The organism is Paenibacillus sp. Paensp111 (assembly GCF_059492195.1).
This window is the reverse complement of the sequence record NZ_CP168527.1, coordinates 1,774,593-1,799,769: the sequence shown is the minus strand read 5'-3', so window position 1 is coordinate 1,799,769 and position 25,177 is coordinate 1,774,593. Positions and strand designations below refer to the sequence as shown.

The 25,177-nt window shown below is 49.7% G+C and carries 24 protein-coding genes; 4 read left to right on the top strand and 20 right to left on the bottom strand.

What is annotated here, in order from left to right:
* Positions 1-67: 67 nt before the first annotated feature.
* The 7 genes from rpoZ to ACEN86_RS08195 all read right to left on the bottom strand — a co-directional run bounded on the left by rpoZ (position 68) and on the right by ACEN86_RS08195 (position 7,943).
* Positions 68-298, bottom strand: coding sequence for a DNA-directed RNA polymerase subunit omega (gene rpoZ / locus ACEN86_RS08225; protein ID WP_495633803.1), 231 nt, complete (start codon positions 296-298; stop codon positions 68-70).
* A gap of 54 nt (positions 299-352) precedes the next feature.
* Entirely contained in the window at positions 353-925 is a 573-nt protein-coding gene (gene gmk / locus ACEN86_RS08220) for a guanylate kinase (protein WP_495633802.1), read from the bottom strand.
* Between the two features lie 13 nt (positions 926-938).
* Positions 939-1,199 carry an extracellular matrix/biofilm regulator RemA gene (gene remA / locus ACEN86_RS08215; RefSeq protein ID WP_005548256.1) on the bottom strand — a complete coding sequence of 87 codons (261 nt, stop codon included), beginning with the start codon at positions 1,197-1,199 and terminating at the stop codon, positions 939-941.
* A gap of 54 nt (positions 1,200-1,253) precedes the next feature.
* On the bottom strand, positions 1,254-2,141 hold the full coding sequence (locus ACEN86_RS08210; RefSeq protein WP_495633801.1) for a YicC/YloC family endoribonuclease: 888 nt from the start codon (positions 2,139-2,141) through the stop codon (positions 1,254-1,256).
* Positions 2,142-2,176: 35 nt separating this feature from the next.
* Positions 2,177-4,072, bottom strand: coding sequence for a bifunctional homocysteine S-methyltransferase/methylenetetrahydrofolate reductase (locus tag ACEN86_RS08205; RefSeq protein WP_495633800.1), 1,896 nt, complete (start codon positions 4,070-4,072; stop codon positions 2,177-2,179).
* A 172-nt stretch (positions 4,073-4,244) separates the two neighbouring features.
* A complete protein-coding gene (dapF, locus tag ACEN86_RS08200) occupies positions 4,245-5,081 on the bottom strand; it encodes a diaminopimelate epimerase (protein ID WP_495633799.1) in 837 nt (278 codons plus the stop codon).
* 66 nt (positions 5,082-5,147) lie between these two features.
* Entirely contained in the window at positions 5,148-7,943 is a 2,796-nt protein-coding gene (locus ACEN86_RS08195; RefSeq protein ID WP_495633798.1) for a calcium-translocating P-type ATPase, SERCA-type, read from the bottom strand.
* A 180-nt stretch (positions 7,944-8,123) separates the two neighbouring features.
* Between ACEN86_RS08195 and ACEN86_RS08190 the strand changes: the two genes are divergently transcribed.
* Positions 8,124-9,887: an Rqc2 family fibronectin-binding protein gene (locus ACEN86_RS08190; RefSeq protein WP_495633797.1), complete on the top strand. Its 1,764-nt coding sequence runs from the start codon at positions 8,124-8,126 to the stop codon at positions 9,885-9,887.
* Positions 9,888-9,974: 87 nt separating this feature from the next.
* On the opposite strand, the gene ACEN86_RS08185 is transcribed toward ACEN86_RS08190, so the two are convergent.
* The 8 genes from ACEN86_RS08185 to ACEN86_RS08150 all read right to left on the bottom strand — a co-directional run bounded on the left by ACEN86_RS08185 (position 9,975) and on the right by ACEN86_RS08150 (position 18,610).
* The gene (locus ACEN86_RS08185) at positions 9,975-10,838 is read right to left on the bottom strand and encodes a PHP domain-containing protein (protein WP_495633796.1); all 864 of its coding nucleotides are present in this window, start codon (positions 10,836-10,838) and stop codon (positions 9,975-9,977) included.
* A 32-nt stretch (positions 10,839-10,870) separates the two neighbouring features.
* Positions 10,871-11,776, bottom strand: a complete 906-nt coding sequence (locus tag ACEN86_RS08180; RefSeq protein WP_495633795.1) for a selenium metabolism-associated LysR family transcriptional regulator — start codon at positions 11,774-11,776, stop codon at positions 10,871-10,873.
* Positions 11,777-11,889: 113 nt separating this feature from the next.
* Positions 11,890-12,327, bottom strand: a complete 438-nt coding sequence (locus ACEN86_RS08175) for a hypothetical protein (protein ID WP_495633794.1) — start codon at positions 12,325-12,327, stop codon at positions 11,890-11,892.
* Positions 12,328-12,811: 484 nt separating this feature from the next.
* A complete protein-coding gene (locus tag ACEN86_RS08170; protein WP_127197957.1) occupies positions 12,812-13,075 on the bottom strand; it encodes a YlbG family protein in 264 nt (87 codons plus the stop codon).
* Between the two features lie 30 nt (positions 13,076-13,105).
* Entirely contained in the window at positions 13,106-13,546 is a 441-nt protein-coding gene (locus tag ACEN86_RS08165; RefSeq protein WP_495633793.1) for a YlbF/YmcA family competence regulator, read from the bottom strand.
* An 81-nt stretch (positions 13,547-13,627) separates the two neighbouring features.
* Positions 13,628-15,565 (bottom strand): helicase-associated domain-containing protein, encoded by a 1,938-nt coding sequence (locus ACEN86_RS08160; RefSeq protein WP_495634251.1) that lies wholly within the window; start codon positions 15,563-15,565, stop codon positions 13,628-13,630.
* Between the two features lie 2 nt (positions 15,566-15,567).
* Positions 15,568-17,277: a DNA repair helicase XPB gene (locus ACEN86_RS08155; protein WP_495633792.1), complete on the bottom strand. Its 1,710-nt coding sequence runs from the start codon at positions 17,275-17,277 to the stop codon at positions 15,568-15,570.
* A 121-nt stretch (positions 17,278-17,398) separates the two neighbouring features.
* Positions 17,399-18,610, bottom strand: coding sequence for a M20 metallopeptidase family protein (locus ACEN86_RS08150; RefSeq protein WP_495633791.1), 1,212 nt, complete (start codon positions 18,608-18,610; stop codon positions 17,399-17,401).
* Positions 18,611-18,751: 141 nt separating this feature from the next.
* Here ACEN86_RS08150 and ACEN86_RS08145 point away from each other — a divergent pair, with 141 nt between their 5' ends.
* Entirely contained in the window at positions 18,752-19,093 is a 342-nt protein-coding gene (locus ACEN86_RS08145) for a YugN family protein (RefSeq protein ID WP_495633790.1), read from the top strand.
* Between the two features lie 10 nt (positions 19,094-19,103).
* Positions 19,104-20,345 carry a putative lipid II flippase FtsW gene (ftsW, locus tag ACEN86_RS08140; protein ID WP_495633789.1) on the top strand — a complete coding sequence of 414 codons (1,242 nt, stop codon included), beginning with the start codon at positions 19,104-19,106 and terminating at the stop codon, positions 20,343-20,345.
* Positions 20,346-20,445: 100 nt separating this feature from the next.
* Here ftsW and ACEN86_RS08135 read toward each other — a convergent pair whose 3' ends face one another.
* A complete protein-coding gene (locus tag ACEN86_RS08135) occupies positions 20,446-20,808 on the bottom strand; it encodes an Asp23/Gls24 family envelope stress response protein (RefSeq protein WP_495633788.1) in 363 nt (120 codons plus the stop codon).
* Between the two features lie 218 nt (positions 20,809-21,026).
* On the opposite strand from ACEN86_RS08135, the gene cax reads away from it, so the two are divergent.
* Entirely contained in the window at positions 21,027-22,097 is a 1,071-nt protein-coding gene (gene cax, locus ACEN86_RS08130; protein WP_495633787.1) for a calcium/proton exchanger, read from the top strand.
* A gap of 99 nt (positions 22,098-22,196) precedes the next feature.
* Here cax and ACEN86_RS08125 read toward each other — a convergent pair whose 3' ends face one another.
* The 4 genes from ACEN86_RS08125 to ACEN86_RS08110 all read right to left on the bottom strand — a co-directional run bounded on the left by ACEN86_RS08125 (position 22,197) and on the right by ACEN86_RS08110 (position 25,044).
* Positions 22,197-22,484: an Fpa/YlaN family protein gene (locus tag ACEN86_RS08125; RefSeq protein ID WP_251378214.1), complete on the bottom strand. Its 288-nt coding sequence runs from the start codon at positions 22,482-22,484 to the stop codon at positions 22,197-22,199.
* A 186-nt stretch (positions 22,485-22,670) separates the two neighbouring features.
* Entirely contained in the window at positions 22,671-22,916 is a 246-nt protein-coding gene (locus tag ACEN86_RS08120) for an HPr family phosphocarrier protein (protein ID WP_495633786.1), read from the bottom strand.
* An 80-nt stretch (positions 22,917-22,996) separates the two neighbouring features.
* Positions 22,997-24,112, bottom strand: a complete 1,116-nt coding sequence (locus tag ACEN86_RS08115; protein WP_495633785.1) for an aminopeptidase — start codon at positions 24,110-24,112, stop codon at positions 22,997-22,999.
* Positions 24,113-24,213: 101 nt separating this feature from the next.
* Complete coding sequence (locus tag ACEN86_RS08110; RefSeq protein WP_495633784.1) at positions 24,214-25,044, bottom strand: hypothetical protein; 831 nt, start codon at positions 25,042-25,044, stop codon at positions 24,214-24,216.
* Positions 25,045-25,177 lie beyond the last annotated feature (133 nt).

The following is a 25,177-nucleotide window of genomic DNA, read 5'->3' as shown; positions in this document are numbered from 1 at the left end:
CGCTCTCCTTACATATATAGAAAAAAATAACAACCTTGCGGTTGTCGGAAGGCCCGAAGGCCAGTCATTATTTGTCTAGTTTGTCGAGTTCCGCGAGGTCCTGACCATCCCGCTTGATGCGGACGTAGTCACCATAGATTTCTTCGAGCGCCACACCGACTTGCTTATGGGATTTGGCCTGTTTGAGTTCAGAACCTTCTCCCTCTCTCAGTTGTCTTGCTCTGCGTGAGGCTGCAACTACTAGGGAATATTTGCTGTCTACTTTCTCCAGCATTTTATCAATCGATGGATATAACAATACGGACACCTCTTCTTTCGGGCTGATTATGTATCTACGCCCGGACTATTGGTCTTACTTTCGCACCTTACAATGTTCGGCGATTATAATAGATTCTATTCTCTTGCAGGCCAGATCAATCTGATCGTTAACCACTGCGTAATCATAATACTCAAGCAGATTGATTTCGTCCAGAGCAACAGACATCCGGTGATCTATGGTCGCCTGATTCTCGGTACCGCGTCCTTGAATCCGGTCCTTCAGCTCTTCAAGAGAAGGAGGAAGCAGGAATACAAATACGCCATCCGGGAATTTCTCTTTCACTTTAAGCGCACCCTGAACTTCGATCTCAAGAATAATATCCTTGCCGCTATTGATGGTCTCTTCTACAAAGTCACGCGGGGTGCCGTAGAAGTTATCCACATATTGGGCATGCTCCAGCAGCTGATCGTTCTCGATCATACTCAAGAACTGCTCCCGGCTTTTGAAAAAATAATTCACTCCGTGCTCTTCACCGATTCTCGGTTGACGCGTGGTTGCGGATACGGAATATACAAGTTCCGGAACCCGCTTGCGGAGTGCACTGCACACTGTTCCTTTACCGACACCAGATGGGCCGGACAATACGATTAGTAACCCTTTTGCCATTGTTCTCTCCATATCATTCGTCGTTGTCATCATCTTTCGTGGACAGGCGGTGCGCAACCGTCTCCGGCTGAACAGCCGAAAGGATAACATGGTCACTGTCAGTAATAATGACTGCACGCGTCCGGCGTCCATAGGTAGCATCGATCAGCATATGCCGATCTCTTGCTTCTTGAATAATCCGCTTGATCGGTGCAGATTCCGGACTAACAATAGAAATAATCCGATTAGCTGATACGATATTCCCAAAACCGATATTAATGAGTTTGATCGCCATCTTCAGGTTAATCCCCCTATTTACTTGACTCATTTAAGCCGAAACGAATCTTCGTCATTCCATATTCGCCGCTTGTTCGCGAATTTTCTCCAGCTCCGCTTTCATTTCGACCACACGGTTCACTAGAGCCAAATGATTGGCTTTGGATCCAATCGTATTTACTTCCCGGTTCATTTCCTGAATGAGAAAATCCAGTTTCCGTCCAATCGGTTCACGGGTATGAAGCAGCTCTCTACACTGCTCAAAATGACTACCCAGTCGGGTCAGCTCTTCATCAACATTGGACCGGTCAGCAAAAATCGCCACTTCCATGCTGAAACGCTGTTCATCCAGGGTACCGTCAAGAAGCTCGGAGACCCTCTGCCTCAGCCGGTTCCGGTAATCTCCAACCACCGTAGGAGCCAGCCGTGTAAGCTCGGCATGGAACTCCTCTAGCTTAGACAGACGCTCCTCCAAATCCTTCGTCAGGTGCTGGCCTTCCTTCTCCCGCATCTTGATCAGCCCAGATAACGCCTGCTCCAGACCGGCCTTAAGAACCTTCTCCCATTCTTCATCAGGATGCAGGCTCGCAGGCAGCACGTCCTCACTAACAAGCACATCAGGCATCGTCAGGAGCTGGTGGGCGGTTAGCGAACTATCCACGCCAAGCTGTTCTCCAAGCTGACGGGCCGCATCGAGGTAAGCTTTAGCTGCAGAAGTGTTCACTACAAAAGGTCTGGAAGACTCATCTTCCTTCTCCTTGTTGATATAGACATCAATCCGTCCCCGCTTGATATGACGCTGTACAATACGTTTCAATTCATCTTCATAGCAAGTCCATTCCCGAGGCATGCGGAGCACAATCTCGGAATAACGATGATTGACTGATTTAATTTCAAATTGTATCACATAGCCGCCAAAATGCTGGGCGGACTGACCGAATCCGGTCATACTGAATGACATCGGCATCACATCCGTTACACTATTGTAATTGATAATTATGAGTGAAACAAGTGGGCCCCGCGCTCTTTCGACTTCTCTTTTACGTATTTTGTCAAGGTCGCTGTCATCTCATAAAACATAAATGGGGTCATTAAATATATTCCGTTAAAATGGTCCATCGCTACATCCAGCAGCTCCTTGGCGATCTCAACGCCAACACGCCGGCCTTCTTCGCCCTGGAGACCGTCCATGCGGCTGCGTACAGAGTCAGACAGCTGTATACCCGGCACTTCATTGTGCAGGTATTCTGCATTCTTCCCGCTGGCCAGCGGCATAATCCCGATGAAGATCGGCACGTCCAGATGTGCCGTTGCTTCTTTAATAGAAGCAATCAGCTTCACATCATATACGGGCTGGGTCATGATATAGTCAGCTCCAGAAGCAATCTTCTTCTCCAGGCGTTGAACGGCCTTATCCAGATGCTTCACATTCGGATTAAATGCTGCGCCTACAACAAAATTCGCTTTTTGCTTAAGCGGCTTGCCTGAGAAGGCAATACCATCATTAAGCTGTTTGATCATCCTAATAATCTCGAAAGAAGTCATATCATACACGGAGCTTGCCCCAGGCAAATCTCCAAATCTCGCAGGATCTCCGGTTACCGCCAGAACATGGTCGATCCCCAGCGCATCAAAGCCCATCAAGTGAGACTGCGTCCCAATGAGATTACGATCCCGGCAGGCAATATGAATCAGCGGCCGCAGTCCTGTCTCGGTTAGAACCAAGTGGCCAAGAGCCATGTTGCTCATACGAGTGACAGCCAGTGAATTATCCGCCAGTGTAAGGGCATCAACCCCCACCTCTTTCAGGGCAGCTGCCCCCTTCATGAACTTGGTAATATCCAGGTCACGGGGCGGATCCAGCTCCACAATAATGGTATGGCGCTCTTTGACGAGATCTACAATGGATGGTTCCTCCGGACGTCCGCCCGCGACTTCCCTCTCTTCTAACACATGCTCGGCCACAATTCTAGGCACCGATTCATGAGAAAGCACCGAGGTCTCCGGCAAAGATTGAGGCATATAATTCTTCAAAGCAGCTGCCATTGCTGCGATATGATCCGGGGTTGTTCCACAGCACCCCCCAATCAGACGGGCACCGAGATCTGCGAAGGAAACGGCGCTCTCTCCGAAGTATTCAGGAGTAGCCCCGTAAATAAATTCGCCATCCACATAATCAGCAAGACCCGCATTCGGGTAGACGGACAGAGGAACATCAAGCGGTCCATTCAGTCTGCTCATTACACCCATAATTCCTTTAGGACCGGAATGACAGTTAAAGCCGAGAACGTCGGCACCTTCCTGACGGAGGATAGAGAAGGCATCCACAATGGAATAGCCGTCCGTCGTTCTACCGATATCATCTACTGCAAATTGGCAAATTACAGGCAGATCGCCGTTCTTGCGGACAATTTCTTGAGCGATTCGCATTTCATCCAAATCAAAGAAGGTCTCTAGCAAAATGCCATCCACCTGCTCCTCGAGCAGAGCTGTTATTTGCTGTTCATAGTAATGCTTCAGTTCTTTACTCGATACATTGATGCGTTTGCCGCCGCGGATCGAACCTACAGTGCCTATTACATATTTGTTCTCCCCCACTGCCTGACGTGCAATACGAACGGCCGCGCGGTTGATCTCCTCTACCTTACTCTCAAGTCCGAATTTGGAAAGTTTATAGTAATTGGCTGAGAACGTGTTCGTCTCAATCACTTGTGCTCCTGCATCCGCATACTGTCTATGAATATCCCCGATCACCTCAGGGCGAATCATATTCAGCTCTTCAAAAGAGATCCCTACCGGAAATCCGAGCTGGTACAAATAAGTGCCCATTGCCCCATCACCGATCAGAACTTCCCGATTAAGCCTTGCCCGTAAATCAAATTCCGGTTTCATTTAAACATCCTCCAGCCTATAGCGGAACAGGTTCCTCTTAATATTCACTATAATGTAACATAAATCGGGCAGGATGATAAGGTTAACCCGCCACAAGTCTAAGGTACAAATAAAGGCAGCCTCTCTAAGGAGAAAGGCTGCCTTATTGAACACCAAAAGCACTCAGCGAGTCTTAGGCTTCTATAGTTCCCTTGTATACCGCAGCCGCAGGCCCGGTCATATAGACGTGGTTGTCTTCCTCATTCCACTCAATATAGAGATCTCCGCCTTTGAGACCGATCCAGGCTGCCCGGTCAGTCAGCCCATTCAGAACAGAGGATACCAGAGTCGCACAAGCACCTGTACCACAAGCCAGTGTCGGACCGGCTCCGCGTTCCCATACGCGCATCTCGACACGATCACGGGACGTGATGGTTGCGAACTCTACATTGATTTTCCGGGGGAAATAAGGATGAACTTCCAGCTTCGGCCCCCAGGTGTCCAGATCGAAATTAGGGGCGTCCTCTACATAGATGACACAGTGAGGGTTACCCATAGATACAGCCGTGAAATTGAATTCACGTCCATCCGCTTCAATCGGACGGTCCAGAACCGGATTGCCTTCAAGCGTAGTTGGAACTGTTAGTCCGTCGAGAATCGGCTCACCCATGTCCACTCTAACCGTCTGGACTACCCCGTTCTCAACCTTCAAGCTAACCGGCTGAACTCCGGCGCCCAGCGTCTCAATCGTAATATTCTCTTTATCTGTTAATTTATGATCATATACATATTTGGCCACACAGCGAATGGCGTTCCCGCACTGCTCGGCTTCGGAGCCGTCGGAGTTAATAATCCGCATCCGGAAGTCCGCTTGCTCCGATGGCAGAATGAATACCAGTCCATCCCCGCCTACGCCGAAGAAGCGGTCACACCATTTCACTGCAAGCTCACTCACATTATCCGGCAAAGCCTGGTGTCCATGAAAGACCAGAAAGTCATTGCCGAGTCCATGCATCTTTGTAAATTCCATAGCTATCCCTCTCTTTATCTCTTATGCAACAAGTCTATATTTTTGAGAGAGGAAAAGCTATTCATTTTATGCCCGAATATTTGTACTATTCACCGGCAGCGCACGGCTCGGCCCGGTTTTGCGCGGTTTCTTGGTCGACAGCACGCTGCCAGCCCCCATCAGGAACGTTGGGATACCGCCGGCTACGAAGGCAATAGCCCACTCGCGCGGTCCAAGCGCAACCGTCTTGAAGATCGGCTGCAGTGGTTCAATATAGAAAACTGCCAGCATGAGGAGCAGCGAGGACAGGACCGCGAGCACCAGATATTTGTTCTGGAAGAGGTTCCGGTGGAAGATCGACCGGGAGCTCCGGCAGTCAAATACATGGATAAGCTGAGCCAAAACCAGGGTTGCAAAGGCAACGGACTGGGCCAGCATTAGCTGCTCCGGACTGTCAGGTGCGACCTGAAGCGTCACCCAGAAGGCGCCCAGTGTACATAGCCCGATCAGGATACCCCGGCTGATAATCTTCCAGCCCAGTCTGCGGGCAAAAATATTCTCGTTCGCCCCTCTTGGCTTATGCTCCATCAGGTCTTTCTCTGGCTGGTCGACCCCCAGGGCCATGGCCGGCAGGCCGTCCGTGACCAGGTTCACCCACAGAATCTGAATCGGCAGCAGCGGCAGCGGCAGACCGGCCAGCATAGCGAAGAACATGGTCAGAATTTCACCGACATTCGAGGCAAGCAAATAGCGGATGAACTTTCGGATGTTCTCATAAATATTACGACCTTCTTCAATGGCAGCCACGATAGTCGAGAAATTATCATCATTCAGAATCAGAGAAGAGGCTTCCTTGGATACATCCGTACCCGTAATGCCCATCGCAATCCCGATATCTGCCGCCTTGATTGCCGGTGCGTCGTTGACCCCGTCACCGGTCATCGCCACGACGTGCCCTTTACGCTGGAGGGACTTTACAATTCGCAGCTTATGCTCGGGCGATACCCTAGAATATACATATACGTTGTCGACCTGCTTATCCAGCTGCTCATCGCTCATGGCTGCAAGCTGCTGTCCTGTCAGCGAGAGACCTCCGCGTACCAGGATTCCCAGCTCATTCGCGATTGCTTCGGCCGTCAGGCCATGGTCACCGGTAATCATCACCGTCTTGATACCTGCTCTGCGGCAGACGGAGATCGCTTCTCGCACTTCCTTGCGCGGCGGATCAATCATACCGGTCAGTCCGGCAAAGATAAGCTGGGATTCAACCTGGTCAACAGAGGAAGTGTTGTCGTGAGGTCTTAAGTCCCTGTAAGCAAGACCGAGTACGCGAAGCGCGGAGCGAGCCATGCTCTCGTTCGCTGCAGCTACCTTTTGCCGAAGAGTCCCGGTAAGCGGCACTACATTTCCTTCCCACAAAATATAAGAGCAGCGGTCGAGCAGCATGTCAGGGGCTCCCTTGACGTAAGAAAGTCTGCCTCCCTGATGGCTCACAATCACAGACATTCGCTTCCGGTCAGAGTCGAAAGGAAATTCGTGCTCCCGGCTGTACATTCCGCTCAGAGACTGCGGAGAGAAGCCTGCCTTGGATGCCAAGGTGAGGAGTGCTCCTTCTGTAGGGTCACCTTTTAGCTGCCACTGCGGCCCTGAGTCGTCTTTCCCCTTCTTCTTGCCCCGTTGTTCCTCGGACCCTGATTCATAGATCTCGGCATTATTACACAAAGCGCTGATCTGCAGCAGTCTCCGTAACGAAGGCTCCTTCTTGAAATCGGCGGGCTTGCCTTGATAAAGCACATAGCCTGCCGGTTCATATCCATCTCCTGTAACCTCGTAAGACCGGCCTTCCAGCCAGACCTGCTTCACCGTCATCTTGTTCTGGGTCAAAGTTCCCGTCTTATCCGAGCAAATGACCGAGGCACAGCCCAGTGTCTCGACCGACGGCAGCTTGCGTACGATGGCTTTGCGTTTGATCATCCGCTGTACACCCAGTGCCAGAGCAATAGTTACAATCGCGGGCAGACCTTCCGGGATGGCTGCCACTGCCAGACTCACACCCGCGAAGAACATGCTGCCGGCAGGCTGTCCATGCAGAATACCTGCAAGCACCACGAGAATCGTTAAGCCCAGAGAGAGAATGATCAAGATTTTGCCCAGCTGTTCCAGACGCCGCTGCAGCGGAGTCTCCTGAGTCTCCGTGCTCTGGATCAGATCCGCAATCTTCCCCATCTCCGTATCCATACCTGTACGGATCACAACTCCTGTTCCCGAACCGCGGGTGACCATGGTTCCCATGAATCCAAGGTTCTTCTGATCCCCGAGCGGTACCTCAGCAGATGGAATAACCGAGATAATCTTGCCCGATGGGTGGGATTCCCCGGTGAGCGCAGACTCCTCGACATCACAGCTGTTCACCTTGAGCCAGCGCAGATCCGCTGGAATCCGGTCTCCGCTCTCCAGCATGACAATGTCACCAGGCACTAGTTCCCGAGCAGGTATATCTTCTACAGCTCCATCCCGCAGTACTCTTGCATGAGGAGCAGACAGCTGCTTCAGTGCCCGCAGCGATCTTTCCGCCCGAAATTCCTGAATGAAGCCGAGAACCCCATTGAGTACAATGATCGCCACAATGGTGACGGCATCCAGATATTCACCAAGCAGACCCGATACCAGCGTCGCCCCCATCAGGACCAGCATCATAAAATCTTTAAACTGGTTCAGAAAAAGGATCAGCGGTGAGATGCGCTTGGCCTCAGACAGCTCATTGGGGCCGCTCTGTTCGCGCCGCCGCTGCGCCTCTTCAGCGGTAAGGCCCTGATTCTGCTCCACGGCGAACCGTTCCAAGAGCTCATCGGCACTCCACTGGTGCCAGTTTTTTTGTTCCATGCTCGCATTTCCCTCCCGTATTTCCCGCATATTTGGCAGTGTGAGAGCTTTTCCACCCTGTACTAGGGTAAATGTATTCAGACAAGTCCCAAATTATCACCCGGAAGGCCTTAAGTTTTTGCCCTAACTATGGCATCATAGTAGAGGAGTACGTAAAGATAGACAGGAGAATCTGCGAATATGGCACTTGATGGAATTGTAACCCGCGCGATTGTGCATGAGCTGCAGCTCTGCGTTGGCGGAAGAATTAATAAAATACACCAGCCTTCACCTAACGACATTATTTTTAATCTTAGAGCCCAAGGAGAGACCCGGCGCCTGATTCTATCGGCGAATCCGACTTATCCGCGGGTTCATTTCACGGAGCAGACCTTCCTCAATCCACAGGAAGCACCCATGTTCTGTATGCTGCTTCGCAAGCATTGTGAGGGCAGTGTAATTGAATCCATTACCCAGAGCGGCTTGGAACGTACGATTCAAATCGATGTGCGTCAGCGCGATGAACTTGGGGACGTCTCGAGCAAGCGAATCATTATCGAGCTTATGGGCCGCCACAGCAATATTATTATTGTCGACCCGGCAACAGGGACCCAGCTGGACGGGATTCACCATGTGACCCCTTCGATCAGCAGTTATCGGGTCGTTATGCCTGGATTCAGCTATACCGAGCCTCCGCAGCAGCATAAGCTGAACCCGCTAACTGCGGATAAAGAAGCCTTTGTGACGGCGTACCATGCAGCTTCTGCGGATCTTGCCCTGGATCAGGTTCCTAGCTGGATCGTTAATACCTTTAGCGGGCTTAGCCCGCTGATTGCGCAGGAGATTCATCACCGTGCGGGGCTTGATCATAACCCAGGTGATCTTTCCGCCAGAATTGAAGCACTTTGGGAGGCTTTCGACAGCCTGATGACCCGGGTACGCGAGCATCGTTACGAACCTGTTACAGGTCTTAATGCCAAAGGTAAAAGCATATTCTCCGCCATTCCGCTTACGCTGATCCAAGGGGAGACCAAGCATTATTCCTCCATCAGCACCTGCCTCGAGGACTACTATGGGGATAAGGCCGAGCGGGATACGGTTAAACAGAAGGTCAGTGACTTAATCCGCTTTCTTCAGAATGAGCGGACGAAGAACATCAAGAAATTGGGCAAGCTGGATGAAGATTTGGATGAAGCCAAGGATGCCGAACGCTTCCGCATCTGGGGCGAGCTGCTGCTTCCCTCCCTCCACCAGATCAAGAAGGGCGACAAGGAGATTGAGCTGGTGAATTACTATGATGAAGATCAAGCCATGGAGCGTATCCCGCTCGATCCGCTGTTAACGCCTTCAGAGAATGCCCAGCGTTATTTCAAGAAGTACAACAAATTCAAGAACAGCCTGGCCGTGATTGATGAGCAGCTGCGCATCACCCATGATGAAATTGCCTACGTTGAGGGGCTGCTTCAACAGCTCGCGTTCGCCTCCTTAAGCGATATTGATGAAATTAGAGATGAGTTAATACAGCAGGGGTACTTGCGTGACCGCAGCAAGAAGAACCGGAAGAAGAAAAAGAACGATCGTCCGACACTTCATGTGTATACCTCTTCGGAGGGAATTGAAATCTATGTGGGCAAGAACAACCTGCAGAACGAATATGTAACCAACAAGCTGGCGAACTCAAATGATACCTGGCTTCATACCAAGGATATCCCCGGATCCCACGTAGTTATCCGCAGTACTTCCTTTGGGGAGTCCACCCTTGAGGAGGCGGCTCAGCTTGCTGCCTATTTCAGCCAAGCGAAGGAGTCCAGCAGCGTACCGGTCGACTGCACATTGATCCGGCATGTCCGCAAGCCAAGCGGGGCCAAGCCGGGATTCGTCATTTACGATCATCAGAAGACCCTGTTCGTCACACCAGACGAAGCACTTGTGAAAAGTCTGAAGAGTGCGGTGAAGAACGGCTAGCCTACTTAATTAAAAAAGGTATCCGGCGCTTAAACAGATAAGCCGGATACCTTTTTTGTTTAAATAAAGTTGCTCTGCAGCGGCCTCTTACAGGCCAGTTCGGCTCCGCAGCTGTTCAAGCACGTCCGCCGCTACCGTGCGGCTGCCCAGATCCCCGTGGAATACTTGTCCACGGCGGACACCGTGATAGTCGGAGCCTCCCGTCATGAGCAGCCCGTATTCACGGGCCATAGCAAGGTAACGCTCCTCTTCCTCAGGTCCGTGATCGGAATGATAAACCTCAATTCCGGCAGGCTGGCCCTCTGCTATAATTTTCCGGACAAGGTCATCATCCCCATACAGTCCCGGATGGGCAATGACAGCCGCCCCTCCCGCCTCTTTGATCCAAGCGATGGCTTCAACAGGGTCTACTCGCGGGAGTGATATGTAGGCGGCGGCTCCTTCGGCCAGATATTTGTCGAAGGCTTCGCGAAGATCAGCCACAATTCCCTTGCGAACCAGAACATCCGCAATATGAGGTCGGCCGACACTGTCATCTGGACCCAGATCCCTGCCGAGTCCTGAGATAACTTCATTCATCGTGATCGGAATACCCAGTGCATTCAGCTTCCCAACAATCTGCTCATTCCGCGTCTCGCGCACAGTACGGAGATTCTCCAGCCTCGAACGAAGTATTTCGTCCTCATAACGAAGATAGTAACCAAGTATATGAATATCCTTGCCGGATGCCCGGGTGCTTATCTCGACTCCAGGGATCACCTGCACTCCGATTTCCTTACCGGCCGCAGTTGCTTCTACGATCCCTGCTACCGTGTCATGATCGGTAATCGCAAGCCCCGCCAGCCCTTTGAGCTTGGCCAAGTGAACATTCTCGGCTGGGGCGTTCATGCCGTCAGAGGCCCGGGTATGGGTATGCAGATCGTATCGTTCACTCGAAAGTATATTACTCAAGTTAACTCGCCTCCTTATTAACGGTTATGACTTCACAGCGGCAGCTTCTGTGCCCTAAGGAAGTCCAGAAAAGTTACTGCGGAAATAGGCAGTAATGTAGATTTCAAATGAATGGAATAGAAATTTCGTCTAAAGGACGCATCCTTAATATCGATCACCTTCAGAAGGCCCAAAGCCACCTCGTGCTTTACGGAGGAAGGCGACAGCATGGTTATTCCAAAGCCCGCTTCTACAGCAGATTTCACTGCTCCTGTACTTCCAAGATCCATTACCGTCTTCACCAGGTCAAGGTCAACTTGAAGGCGGGTCAATTCCTCCTCCATCACCTGCCGGGTTCCCGAACCTTTCTCACGCAGGACAAATGGATAATCCAGCACTTCCTGAAGGTGAACCTCACTCTGCCGGGTTAACGGATGTTCAGCCGGTACAATCAGTTTGAGCTCATCCTGCATAACAGGCTCCATTACCATATCCGGGTGCTGTACAGCCGCTTCCACTAGTCCAAAGCTAAGCTGGTGATGCAGAATCTGCTCCAGAATTTCGGCAGTATTCATCACTTTGAGCACAATATTAATATGGGGATACTGCTGTCCGAATGGGCCTAGCAGGCGTGGTAGAACATATTCCCCGATTGTAAGACTGGCTCCGAGCTGCAGCCGGCCTTCCAGCATATGAGTGAAGCGGGCCATTGCGCTTTCTGTCTCCCGCATCAGATCAATTCCGCGTTCTGCATAAGGCATGAGCGCCCTTCCCGCCTCGGAGAGCTCGATTCGTTTGGTAGAGCGTACTAGCAGCTTCGTCCCGAAATAATCTTCAAGCGACTGGATTTGCATGGTAACGGCAGGCTGGGTCATATGCAGAGCCTGCGCCGCAGCTGAGAAGCTCCCTTTTTCCGCTACCGTATAAAAGATGTGAAGCTGATGATAGTTAAGTGCCATGTGTTCTCCGTCCTTTCCTCGTCTATCTACAATAGCATGCCAAGGATCACAAAAAAAGACACCCGGGATCTCATCCCTTGTGTCTTGTAGGTCTTCATCTATTCTACCCGCAGCTATTTACGCTTACGGCTGTTCTTCATTAAGGTCATACGACGGGAATGACGCAGCCAGGAATAATAGGATTTCAGATCACGAAGTTCTATGGTTTCCGACATTTTACCCAGGAAAGTAACCACGATCATCTTATGTAACTGATTACCGGCCACATCCACTTCACCTGGAAGCTCCGTGAACTCTGCGACGACAACAATGTCATCATCAATTAAATAGACATCCTCTTCCTTCCGGTAATATGGGACCATCCGATTCTGCTTGAGACATTCCCAAATCCAGGCTGCAATGGTGTCAGACGAGCTTTGATTCTTGGCAATGCGGTCGTTATATCTGATATTGGCATGGTTGGTAATAATGACATCGGCAACCTTCTTGTCTCCGAGCTGAACGAAAAAGGCCTCATACGTGTTCCATCTCTCCATGATCTTATCTTTCACTACTACACCCCCTACCTAAAATAGGTCTTTGTATCTAAGTATATTTACCCATCATATTACATGAAATCCTATTAAATCACAAGTTACAACCTTGTATGTCGAAATAAAGCTGATACGCTAAATCGCTTTCTTTATAGTACGGATAACCAGTTACTATGTTTCTTTTTTTACAATTCTATGAAATACAACAGAGTTTATGCCTATTTTTCATTTTTTCATAGGGGAAAAGGGTCATTAGTGGCTGCGTGGTGTCCTGCATTTCTTAGAAATGATTATGCATAGATAAGGGGTATGCCGTAAGATCATGGAGTTATTCCTCTTCGCGGTGAACACGTTAGACAAAATATAGCATTTTCGACAAAATGAAGTCAAAAAACAATTTTTTCATTTTTTTCATTGAACCGATGGTAACAAAAAAAAGCAGAGACCGTGTCATAAGACACACTCTCTGCAAAGGTTGAGTTCGAACCGTAAGCCTAATCGCTTACAGGCCGTAATATTGTGTTTTGTCCGGTACATCCTTGGTATATTCGGTCTTGATTTCATTGCGGTAAGATCTCTCAATCTTGCGAACATATGACAGCTTGCGGACATTCTTCATAATATCCTCAGCCCGTTCTGCATTCACATACATCACCACGTAATGCATACGCTTCGACAAATAATGCACGCTTCCGTATTTATCCAGATTTCTTGCCGCCTTCATATCGCTGACCCATATAATATAGCCTGTACGCTCCTGAAACATGGTGCCCTGCCCCGCTTTCTTCCGCAATAATTATCCGCAGCTGCACTTGCCGCCGCTGCCGCATCCCCCGCCCTTGGGACTCGGATCGTTACTTGGCACTTTGATACTGTCAGACACCGCATAAGCAATCGTCTCGGACATCTGGTGAAGGAGGTCATCAAGTTCCTTCTCCGCCTGCTTGAACCTGCTTACGGCTTCAATCTGTTCGAGCTCCTGCTCCACTTCGGCAACCTGTCCCATCGCCTCGTGATAGTTGGGGTGGAAATGCCCAAAGCGCTGAGTCTCTTCGAACAGTTCCTTCTTCGACTCCAGCTTCTTAACCAGAAGCCGTACTTCTGTATCTTTCTCGACCTGCTGCTTCCAATGAAGATATTCAGCAACACAGGCAGAGCTATTGATCATATCGCCTAATTCATAGGCGTAAGTAAGCATCTCGGCCATATCGACCGTCTTCTTCTCTGATACGCTCATGAAATTCATCCCAATTCTAAGAATGTTCTACCCGGGGGTAGACAGGATAATCATATCATAAACCCTATTCGATAAGAAGACTTAACCTTTAAAATAGGGATCTTCAGGCAAAATAAGCTGCAGGGTGTCCCAGTCCGTACAGGACAGCTCCTGCTTCTTAAGGGATGGCAGCAGCAGCACCTCGGCCCGCCAAGGGTTCCCGTGCAGCAGCCTTAAAGGGAGGGCTTCGGTAACCTTATCTTTTATTCCCAGTCTTATTTTGGTCTGCCACAACATTGCCTGCTGGATTAAAGATTTGGCCGTGGAGGCATGATAGCTTCTCAATTCTTTGTACCAAGCCGGCGGAATCTCATCCAAGCCAGGGAATAGCTCGGCGATCACCAAAGGTTCTTTGTCCCGCTCATAGATATGTATGGCTGCACCGCTAAATATCCATCCCTTGAATTCTCCAGGGCGGCTTTGATGATCTTGATCCGTCCTTGCTGCATCTTTCTCCCCTGACGAATTGCCAGAGCCCATCCTATCCGGTCTAAGCTTTGGATATTTGGCGGCGGATTCCTTATCAAATGGCCTCTGAGGAGCCAGATCAAGCTGTTCAAGTATCTTATAGATCTCTTTCAAATTCGGTCCGTGGACAATGAAATCAAGAGGTCCGATTCGCTCCAGCTTTGACTGCCCTCCGTCATAGTTGGCCACGATCTCCGCAGCCTCTTCATCCGAACAGCGGAGAAGCACCCGCTCTTCAATGAAGACTCGGCCGAGTTCCTTATCCCATTGCCGAAGCGCGCTCCGAATAGGATCCGGAATACCCGATGCTGCCCACTTCTCAAGAAATACTTCAAGCTCATCCAGGGTTCGCCCGTGTTCAAGGGCGCTCGCGGCCGATTCCCGGCTGATTTTATACACAGACATCGCATCATAAGTCACGCCTTTTGCCCACAACTCCAGCTCCCATCTGATCAGATAAGAAACATCAGAAGGCACAAGGATTTCGAAGTCCGGCTGTACATACAATCTGCCTTCAAGAGGAGCCGTGAATGGCTCGATATCCCTATCTTCGTTACCGGCTGATCCTATCTGTTCCGGGATCTTCGGCCTGGCTCTCCAGCGAAAGGCTGCCTGTCCTTTCTCTCCGCGGCCCAAATCCACGAACCCCAAGCCGCAAAGCATCTCCAGCCATCCCAGCGTAAAATTATGCTGCCCCTCGGATAAGGGATTTACGAGTATATGATATTTCTCCATCCAGCCGATAATTTCCTCAAAGTGAAACCAGGTTCCTTCTTCAATATACTCCGTGCTAAGAGCATAGACGTAATGCTGCAGAATCGGGTCGGCAGGGAGGTACCTGTCCAGCAGCTGTTTGTACACAGCAAGCCGCATAGCAACTGGAGACAGTATGAGCCAAGCCTCCACAGCAGATTCATTTATTGTCCAACTGCCTCTCTTTTCAACTAGACCCAGGCCCGCTAACAGATCCAGCACAACGGCTGTATTAGTGGGATAGACATCACAGTGAGGATATTGGAGCGAAATATGCTGGAGGTCATCCTCCGCAAGCTGGATCAGCCCGCCAAGTCTAGTTACCGTCTTCTGATGGATCGTGCCCTTGGCCGTGATCGGCAGGCCATGCTGCCCGGTCCATACCAGCACCCGGAACATATCGATCTCTATTCCCGCCCTGCCTTCGCGGTCAAGGGATACCAAGCCAGGGTTCACCGCCTCCGCCCGCTGATCTACAGGTCCCAGAATACCCGCCTGAAGCTTTGGGAACAAACGGCTGTCAATGAAATACAGCCTCTCCCCCCAAGTCTTCTTCACTGCACACAGAACGCCCGACTTCACTAGAGAGAGAACGCCCAGGCGCAGCTCAGCCCCGCTGACTCCATCACTTGCAAGCTTCTCAATCTGTTCCAGCTTGAAGGGTTGTCCAGCATAGTTCTGGATTATGAACCCCAAAGTCAGCTTACCAAGCTCAGAAGCCTCAAGCTCCTCAGCCCACTTTAAATGGCATGATCGCATGGTCACTGAGCTGCCTCCTTCCCTGAATCGCCATCTGCCTGCGAGGGTAGTACCGAGTACTCATAACCCTGTTCAATAAGAAACAGCTGCCTGCGGCGTGAGAAGTCCTGTTCTCTGGTTCTGTCTGAGACTAAGGTATAGAAGAAGGCCCGGTTATCCTCAGCCTTAGGCCGAAGCAGCCTTCCGAGTCGCTGGGCTTCCTCCTGTCTGGAGCCGAAGCTTCCTGACACCTGTATTCCTACGGAGGCCTCCGGAAGATCAACCGCAAAATTCGCCACTTTAGATACGATTAATACGGGAAGTTCGCCGCTGCGGAAGGCACGGAACAGTCCCATTCGCTCTTCCTGGGGCATACTTCCCGTAATCAGCGGAGCCTGAAGCTGATCGGATAGATGCTTAAGCTGACCCAGATACTGACCTATAATGAGAACCTGCCGGTCAGCATGGGATTTCAGCAATTCTTGTATCACCATCAACTTCCCGGGATTCTCCGCCGCTATTCTGAATTTCTGCCTTCCTCCGGCCAATGAATACTTCATTCGAAGGGATTCGCTTAAGGGTACGCGAATTTCACAGCATTTCACCTGAGCTATCCAGCCCTCCTGTTCCAGGTCTCTCCAAGGCATCTCGTAAAGTTTTGGACCAATCAGGGAAAAGACATCCTTCTCGCACCCGTCCTCTCGTACGAGTGTCGCCGTTAAGCCCAGCCGGCGTGTAGCCTGGATCTCCGCAGTAACACGAAAGACAGGGGCAGGCAGCAGATGAACCTCGTCATAAATAATCAGCCCCCAATCCCGCTCATTGAACAGCTTCATATGCTTGAAGCCATCCTCCTTCTTGGATCGGTGGGCCAATATCTGATAGGTTGAGACCGTAACAGGGCGGACTTCCTTCCGGTCTCCCGAGTATTCTCCAATCTCCATTTCATTAAGCGTCGTCTTGTTCCGCAGTTCCCCAATCCACTGCCTGACTGAAGTTACGTTTGAAGTAAGAATCAGGGTCTCACACTGGAGCTTGGCCATGGCGGCGAGCCCAATAACCGTCTTCCCTGCGCCGCAGGGGAGAACGAGAACTCCGCTTCCTCCCCCTGTACCGGGACCGCTTCCGGTGAAAGCTGCTACACTTTCGATTTGATAGGGCCGAAGGGAGAACGGATGACCCGCAGCCACCTGAGCATGTAGATCAAAGGACAAGGCTTGTCCGCTGTGATAGCCAGCCTCGTCCTGTACCGGGTAACCAAGCCGGGTCAGCTCCTGCTTGATCATTCCCCGATTATTAACCGGAATTGTCAGCGTGGTTCCCGAGACCCTACTGAGATTCAACTTCCGTACAGAATCGAGCTTCAGAAGTTCATCGATAAATTCCGGGGACTTACTTTGCAATAAGAGTACCTCCGGTTGTTCCATAGACTGGCTCAGTTTTAATCTCCCGTAACGTGACAACCAAAGCGTAATATCTTTTATAACTTGGGCTGGAACTTCCATTTTGGACAAAGCCCGGATCCGGTCCAAGATATCATTCGTCTCCAGTCCTTGGGCCGCGGCGTTCCACATGGATAGAGGAGTAAGTCGATAGGTATGAAAAGAAGCCGGGCTCTTCACCAGCTCCGCGAACCTGGATAGCTCCCGTCTTGCCGCTTCAAAGCCAGGGTGATCCTTCTCAAGAAGAACCGTGAAATCTCGCAGAACCAAGCATGCACCTTTTCCGTTCATCCATACTTCCTTTCTTCCGTGTTACGGATTCGGTATTTATTCCAGACAAAAAGAAGCCCGCAGCTAAGCGAGCTTCCTGCTTCATCTATTAGGTTATCCAGAAATGTCCAAAACCTATTCGTCAGTTCTCTCCCAAGTAGGATTCGGCCAGTGTAACCAGCAGCCCAGCTGCGTACAGCATGGATTCTTCGTCCAGATCGAACTTCGGATGATGGTGCGGGTACGAGGCGCCCTTGTCGGGATTTCCCGCTCCCACAAGAACAAAGCATCCCGGAATTTGCTGTACATAATAGGCAAAATCTTCTGCAGGCATAATCTTCGGAGACACTTCGGCGCGAAGTCCGTAGGCCTTTCCTGCCACTTGGAAAAAGCGGTTCACTTCCGCTTCAAGATTCACGAGCGGCGGGTATCCCATGACATAATCGATGCTCGCTTCCGCTCCGTAGGCTTTGGCCGTTCCCTCGGCCATCTCCTCAATTCTTCTGCGGATCAGGTGCCGCGTCTCCTCCTTGAAGCATCGGACGGTACCCGACAGGACACAGTGCTCTGCAATTACATTCTGCACGGTTCCCCCCTGTATGGAACCAATGGTAACGACCGCAGGGTCCAGCGGATCTACAGATCGGCTGACAATCGCCTGAAGCTGCATGACAAGAGCTGCTCCCGCCACTACACTGTCAACCGCTGCATGCGGCATGCCTCCATGTCCGCCTTGTCCTTTCATATCTATAAAGAACTCATCGGTAGAAGCCATAAGCGGACCCGAGACACTGGCAGCCGTGCCGACAGGAATGGGAGTCCATAAGTGAACGCCGTAGATCACATCCGCCCCGTCAATGGCTCCATCCTGAATCATGGCCGCTGCTCCACCAGGGCATACCTCTTCTGCCGGCTGAAAGATCAATCGGATCTCTCCCTGAAGTGTGTCCAGCCGTCTTGAGAAGTACTCCCCTACCGCAAGCAGCGCTGCTGTATGACCGTCATGACCGCAGGCATGCATAACACCCGGCACCTCAGACGCATAATCGCACACCTTCTCATCCTGGATCGGCAGAGCATCCATATCTGCACGCAGGGCAACGGTCTTGCCGGGAAGCTTTCCTTTAATCACACCGACTACTCCGTAGCCGCCAACCCCAGTTCTTACTTCAATACCCAGCTTCGTCAAAATATTTGCGACATATGCCGATGTTTTCTCTTCTTTATAGGAAACTTCCGGATTCCGATGCAGAAAGCGCCTGGTCTTAACCATATCCGGAAATAAGGACCTTAACAGCTCTAAATCTTTCACTACAGCCACATCCTTCTCTTTGTTCACACTTACACGTGTCATAAACCCGCTGCAATCATTGTAACACACACGATTCATCTGCCGAAAAGTCTTTTGCGTAAGGCCTTGAGAGTGCTTGCACAACTACGGGAAACATACTATCATGAATGAATATACAGTATGTTAAGGGAGGACAATGACCCAATGATTTTTGAAAACACTGGTTTGGACGGTATTAAAAGTGATCTCGCTTATTTGGATGAATCCGCTGAGAAAGTAGGATTTGTACGTTGGCAATGGGAATATTACCGCGCTACATATGATTATAAAATAGAAGACAACAATAGCGAGTACTTTCTTCGTATCAATACTCGCGCCCTGGACGGCAAGCTGGAGCGCCCGGATACAGTCCTGGCCATCGAAGCTGTATACATGGGCCGTGCAACCTTCCCTCATGGACTCGAGTATGAATCTCCAATTCCGTCTCAAGTTCTGAGCCATGCGAATCAGAAGCTGAACGAATTAAAGAAATTGCTCGAGGCTTGAGGCCCGAGCTATGAATGATAACAAAACCACCCAGACCAGAAAAGGGACTCCTGACTTTCAATTACTTATTCTTACCCTGCTTATGGTGGGATTCGGTCTAGTCATGGTATTCAGCTCCAGCTCCAGCATTGCGATTGTCAATCCCAAGTTTAATTTCGATGCGATGTACTTCACCAAGAAACAGATGATCTTTGGCGTACTGGGACTGCTGAGCATGTTTGTTACTATGAACATACCTTATGCTAAATATAAGAAACTGTTTGTGCCTGTGTTCATAGTCACTCTAATTATGCTATTACTCGTCCCTTATATAGGACAAAATGTTAACGGCGCAAGAAGCTGGTTCGGTTTCGGCTCGTTTGGTGTTCAGCCTTCCGAGCTGGCCAAGATCACGATCATCCTCTACTTGGCAGCCCTGATCTCCAAAAAAGGCGAGCGGTTCCGCGATCTGCGCACCGGCTATATTCCCGTGATGCTGATCGTTGGTTTCGTAGCCGGCCTTATTATGCTTCAGCCGGATTTCGGTTCCTGCGTTATTCTTGTCGCGACGGCGGGCCTTGTTGTATTTGCCGGCGGCGCCAATTTGAAGCATATCCTTGGCTCACTTGCTCTGCTTGTACTCGGAGCCAGCATTGTGCTTGGAGCCCAGTTTTTGTTCGACAAGATCAGTGATCATGATAATCCCAAGGACTATAAGGCGGGTCGTATTCAAGCCTACCTGGATCCTCTGCAGGATCCTCAAGGGGTAAGCTATAACCTAGTGCAATCCTTGATAGCCATTGGGCATGGCGGAGCTACCGGTACCGGATTTGGTCAAAGCGTCCAGAAGCTTCATTACCTGCCGAATCCTTACAATGACTTTATTTTCTCGGTCATTGGTGAAGAATTCGGATTCATTGGCACTTTGCTTTTTTTATTGTTCTATATTTATTTCATCTGGCGAGGTATTCTGGTCTCTGTGAGATGTCCGGACACATTTGGTACCTTGGTAGGCGTTGGCATTATGGGACTCATTGCGATTCAAGCTTTCATCAATATCGGCGGCGTAACCAATACTATACCCATCACGGGAGTCACCCTTCCGTTTATTAGCTACGGCGGATCTTCCTTGATGGTAATGATGGCAAGTATGGGGATTGTGCTGAGCATATCACGGCAATCCAGTCTGCCTGTCAGCCAGGAGCGCACCAAATCCGTAGTAGTCAAGCAGGCCGTGTCCGAAAGACCAGCCAGAAGGAGCTTTAGCCGATAACCAAAAGAGGCTGACCCACAGCAGAATCTGCCTGGGCCAGCCTTTTTTTTGTTGGTCGTTGAGCGATTTATGTACCTAACCCTCCAGGACGTATTACAGCCTACATTTCATCATCTTTGAAGGCCACACCCTCGACCTTGATGTTCACTTCAACAACATGAAGACCTGTCAAGCTCTCAACAGCAACACGGACATTCTGCTGAAGCATGCGGCACACCTCGTGAATCGGGGTCTCATACAGCACGATTATCCGCAGGTCAATAGCGGCTTCCAGCTGGCCAACCTCAACGGTGACCCCCTTCTGCACATTCTTCCCGCTAAGCCGTTTCGCCCAGCCTTCAGAAAGTCCTCCGCTCATTGCAGCGATGCCTGGAGTTTCCAATGCGGCCATGCCCGCGATTTTGGACACTACATCATCCGAGATTCGAATGGTCCCTAATTCAAGCTGTAACTGCTCGGTCATGGTCATTCCTCCTCCAAAAAATCTAATTATTTCTAATTGTAATAGGTGCCGGGTTTGAATGCAACTATGGACCATTCTTCCATCTTCCGTTTATAATACGGATTGAGCAACTACGCTGCACCACACATTTCTCGTTTATATTGGGTACAATAATGGTTATATTGATTTTGTACTCATATAAGCCCATCCCAAATAACTTAAAGTTGAGGTGTCTTTTTTTGAAAAAGTATTGGTTTCCGAGTTTGCTTATCCTTACATTCTTACTTAGCGCCATCGGTCATTATGCCGACTGGAACCCTACCTTGCAGTTCGTTATTTCCGCCATCGCGGTCATCTTCGTTGCCGGATTCCTTGGAAAGGCCACAGAAAGCGTCTCCCACTATGCGGGACAACGTCTTGGAGGGTTCCTGAATGCAACCTTCGGAAATGCGGCCGAGCTGATTATCGGGATTCTCCTGGTCAGCAACGGACAATTCGAGATCGTTAAAGCCAGCATAACCGGTTCTATTATCGGGAACCTGCTGCTTGTGCTTGGACTCAGCCTTTTTGCAGGCGGACTGAAATACAAGATTCAGAATTTCAATGTCTCCCTTGCCGGACTTAATGGTTCCCTGATGATTCTGGGAATTATCGCCTTGTTCGTACCGGCTATCTTCCTGAATACACATGCGCTGCAAAGCGAAGACAAGAACGTAGTCAGCCTAGTCGTAGCCGGAATTCTAATCGTGGCTTACCTCTTGTGGCTTGTATTCTCCATGATTACACATAAAGACTACTTGGCCGATGTAACTGAGGACAGTGAAGAGCAGCTTCCTCATGAGCACGCTCCAATGTGGTCGAAGGGCAAATCTATTGTATATTTGATTGTCGCTACGGTCATGGTTGCTTTTGTCAGCGAGTGGCTGGTACATACTCTGGACACGTTTACCGAGAAATTTGGACTTAGTGAAATCTTCGTCGGCGCCTTTGTGGTAGCTATTGTCGGAAATGCAGCTGAACACAGTGCAGCCATTATGCTGGCGATGAAGAACAAGATCGGGGCTTCCGTTGAGATTGCCATCGGCAGCAGTCTGCAGATCGCTCTGTTCGTAGCCCCAGTTCTGATCTTCGTCAGTCATCTCATGGGGCGTCCTATGGATATTGTCTTCACGGTCATCGAGCTTGCAGCCATTGGGGTATCCGTCTTTATTGCCAAGTCCATTACACAGGATGGTTCTACGAACTGGTATGAAGGACTTTTACTGCTGGCTGTATATGGTATCCTCGGTGTATCCTTTTACCTGGTATAGACATGTTAGAAAATTAAGCACAAAAAAAGCGTATGACCGGCTGGGACCGGATCATACGCTTTATTTGTGTACTCTATGTATGCCCATCCTGCGACAGGCCTACTCTTTAGTATTCAAGGCCTCATAAAGAACGGCCAAATTGCGTTCCAGCTTGCTTAGGATCTGTTTGCCCACGAGAGGATTAACCAGTCCAGCACGCACGGCAAAATCTACCTCTTTCGAGAATCCGAACATCTGGGTATCAAGCACTTCCTCATATAGAGGGCAATAACGTGTTGCCAGATTCTCCATCTGCACTTCAATGAGCTTCTCTATTTTATCTGCGTCTTCTTGCAAAAGACTCAGCGCTTTCAAATTCAACTGTTCCTGCAAATCAGATGAAGTCATGCAATCTTCCCCCCCTGTGTACAAAATCATCAGTCTAACCATATTTATATTTACTTTACTTAATATTAGACGAAAATGAACCCCAATACAAGAACCTCACGAAATAATCCCCGCTCAAAGAAAACCTCATAACGCCGCGAATAAAAAAACACCCCTGCCATCAGGCAGGAGTGATGCGGTTCCAGTCTATTCTTCGACTACGCGAACCTTAAGACCATGTTTGGCAAAAGCTTCAGCTACTGCCGCTTTAGCTTCTTCAGCATCTGGTCCATGAACATGGAGCTCATAGCTTTCGGAGCTAACAAGAGTGGTGAACAGACCTAGAATACTTTTAACATCGATATACTTGTTCTCCGCCTGAAGCACGATTGAAGAAGTAAATCTTCCTGCTGTTTGTGCAATTTCTACAACCGCTGCATTGTTGTTCGCCATGGAATATCCTCCGTTTTCTAAGTATATTAATATATGTTCATGATACCTTGAATCCGCTTACCAATCAAGGATAAATCTCCTTACTTCAAGTTCTCCGGATTTAAAGGCCCAAGCTCAGGAATTACGAACAGTCCATCCTTGCGTATCAGCTGTCCATCAAAGTAAATTTCTCCGCCTCCATAATCCGGACGCTGGATCTGCACAAGATCCCAGTGGATGGAAGACCGGTTCCCGTTATCCGCCACCTCATAGGCCTGCCCCGGAGTAAAGTGGAAGCTGCCGGCAATCTTCTCATCAAAGAGCGTATCCTTCATCGGATGAAGAATATAAGGGTTGAAGCCAATGGCGAATTCGCCGATATATCGGGCACCTTCATCGGCATCCAGAATGGCATTAATCCGGGCCGTATCATTGCTCGAAGCCTCAACAATTTTCCCATTCTCGAAACGGAACTTGATGTTCTCGAACGTTACCCCGTTATATAGACTCGCTGTATTAAAGCTGATCGTACCATTTACGGAATCACGAACCGGCGCTGTATAAACTTCGCCATCCGGAATGTTGTTCTGCCCGGAACACTTGATAGCTCCAATGCCTTTGATCGAGAACTGCAAATCCGTGCCTTCCGCCACAATCCGTACTTGATCCGTGCGGTTCATAAGTTCCGCCAGAGCATCCTGAGCCCGATCCATCTTGGCATAATCCAAATTGCATACCGAGAAATAGAAGTCCTCGAAAGCTTCTGTACTTGTATTCGCCAGCTGGGCCATGCTTGCGTTAGGATAGCGCAGCACTACCCATTTGGTATGCTTAACTCGCTGTTCGCTATGTACAGGATGAGAATATAATGAATTGTATAATTTCATTTTTTCTTCTGGCACATCAGCCAGGTCATTCACATTCTCTCCGGCCCGAATTCCGATATAACACTGCATTTGCTTCATCCGATTGAGATCAATTTCAGCCCAAGTCTGAATCTGCTCTTTGTTCCCATATTTAAGCATGGCCCGCTGAACGGTCTTGTCTGTTAGCTGCACGAATGCATTTCCGCCTTTTTTACCTACTTCTTCAACAATGGCATTCAATAAATCCCGTTCCGTACCTATCATTTCAATAAGCACATTCTCTCCTGGCTGAACGTTAACGGAGTACCCTACCAGGTTCGCCGCCAGCTGTCCAATTCTTGGATCACGCATTTCATGTTCCCCCTCAATAGCTGTATTAATTTAACGATGGTCGATTCTTATCTATTGTATCATTTTTGATGATATGAAGTCAGCATTACAAGAGAATCCGTTCATTTAAAGGTACAGTCGGTAACCAGTGTCTCTGGCTTGCTCAAGTTCGAATTCCCCGGAAAGGTAATTTTGTTATGGGAGGTAAGACGTCTCGGCAGACCCGATCTCTTGTCTATGGTCAAGTAATACACGGTGCTGACCTTAGCCTGATCCAGCTTTGTTGACATCTGGCGGTTACCTTGATCCCACAATTCCCGGACTTCCCGGTTCAGTGCATTCCGCTCAGAGGGAGACAGCAGCAGCTGCTGGCTATTCCGCGAATAGTTGTTAAGCACAAGGTTCATCTCATCGCTAAGCTGTCTGCGGAGCAGTCTCTTGGCTTCCTCCGGTGCAAGTTCAACCCTCAGCACCTTCGTTCCTCTGGCCGCTCCACTCTCGAGTCGGATGGTCTTAGACTTGGTATCATGAATTTCTTCAAGCTGTGCCAGGGGATTAACCCGTGTAAGCGGCTGGGATCCACTCATCCCCTGATTCTCAGTCAGAGCAACCCACCTTCTTCCTTTCAGTTGAAGTTTTGCGATGCTTCGTCGTGATTTGACCTCTGCCGCCTCGAGATTAGAATCAGCCGGCTTTACAGGAGAATCCGCAGTCAGCGTCAGAATCTGATGATTTTGAAGCTCTCCCGAGAAGGCTACATTACCCTCCGGCTGGAGCTGATCTGCCCTTAACAGCACCGTTGTACCCTTGAAGCTAAGCGTGTCACTTCCGGCAAGTCCTGCCCAGGTCAAGTCGAACCAGTCCTGCGCGGACCTCGGACCAGAACAGGAAGTACACAGCAGAATCACGATAATGCTTACGGAAGCTTTGCGAACAACAGATTTTTTGGTCATACTCCGCACCTCTCTCATTCAAGGACATATCTAAGCTACTCCTAATTTCTCCTACAAAGAGCAACTTATACAGGGAGAGATGCCAGCGATCATACAAAAAGACACCCCGAAGGGTGTCCTTGCAGCAAATCTA